General features: G+C 52.0%; 2 protein-coding genes. Both read left to right on the forward strand.

Annotation, left to right across the window (positions count from 1 at the left end; all coding sequences use genetic code 11):
* Positions 1–691: chorismate synthase (aroC, locus tag Q4P78_RS09140; protein ID WP_303340056.1), on the forward strand; the 691-nt coding region annotated here is incomplete at its 5' end.
* A partial coding sequence (locus Q4P78_RS09145; protein ID WP_303340057.1) for a prephenate dehydrogenase/arogenate dehydrogenase family protein occupies positions 692–1,149 on the forward strand: 458 nt, incomplete at its 3' end.

Below are 1,149 nucleotides of genomic sequence, written 5' to 3' on the forward strand. Positions count from 1 at the left end.
CCATGTGGTTGATTTTGGTGGTGTAGCAGTTGAGATTCCGGAAGACTTGACGATTGCGAGGATTAAGGAAGTGGCAGGCGCTTCGGATTTATCCATTGTGAATCCTGAGCAGGAAGAAGCCATTCACACCTATATCGACAGCATCAAGAAAGAGGGTGACACCATCGGCGGTATCGTGGAAACCATTGTCGGCGGTGTACCGGTTGGTCTGGGCAGCTTTGTCCAGTGGGACCGCAAACTCGATGCCAAATTGGCCCAAGCAGTGGTCTCAATCAATGCTTTTAAAGGTGTGGAGTTCGGTGTCGGCTTCGAAGCTGGGAAACGCAAGGGCAGCCAGGTCATGGATGAGATTGTCTGGTCACCAGAAGCAGGCTTCACGCGCTCCAGCAATAACCTAGGTGGTTTCGAGGGTGGTATGACCAACGGTGAGCCTATTGTGATTCGTGGGGTGATGAAGCCAATTCCAACCCTCTACAAGCCCTTGATGAGTGTGGATATTGAGACCCACCAACCCTACAAGGCCACGGTTGAGCGTTCAGATCCGACCGCTCTGCCAGCTGCCGGCGTTGTCATGGAGAACGTCGTTGCGACGGTGCTAGCGACAGAAATCCTTGAGAAATTCTCCTCTGATAATATGGAGGAGTTGCGTCAGGCTGTGGCCCAGCATCGTGCCTACACGAAGGAGTATTAAGTGAGACTTGCCCTAATTGGAACCGGACTGATTGGTTCCTCCCTTGCCCTGGCTATTCAAAAGGAGCACCCCGCTGCGCATATTGTGGCCTATGAGCAAAATCCTGTCTATGCTGCTCTAGCATTGGAGCAGGGGATTGTTCATGAGCTTGCTTGGAGTGTAGAGCAAGCTTGCCAAGAGGCGGACTTCATCTTTTTAGCCCTGCCCATTGCAGCCTCCTTGCAGGTTCTGGAGCAGTTGGCCGTTCTGGACTTGAAACCTGGTGTGATTATCAGTGATGTTGGTTCAACCAAGGCCCAGGTGGTTGAGCGCGCCGCAAGCTTATTCAAGGAGAAAGATGTTAGCTTTATTGGGGGACATCCTATGGCTGGTAGCCATAAGTCTGGTCCCCGCGCGGCAGATGTGCACCTCTTTGAAAATGCCTATTATATCTTATGTCCGACCAGTGAGGTGACAGA

Origin of the sequence: Rothia sp. (in: high G+C Gram-positive bacteria) (genome assembly GCF_030540545.1) — a bacterium.
In the GTDB taxonomy this organism is placed as follows: domain Bacteria; phylum Actinomycetota; class Actinomycetes; order Actinomycetales; family Micrococcaceae; genus Rothia.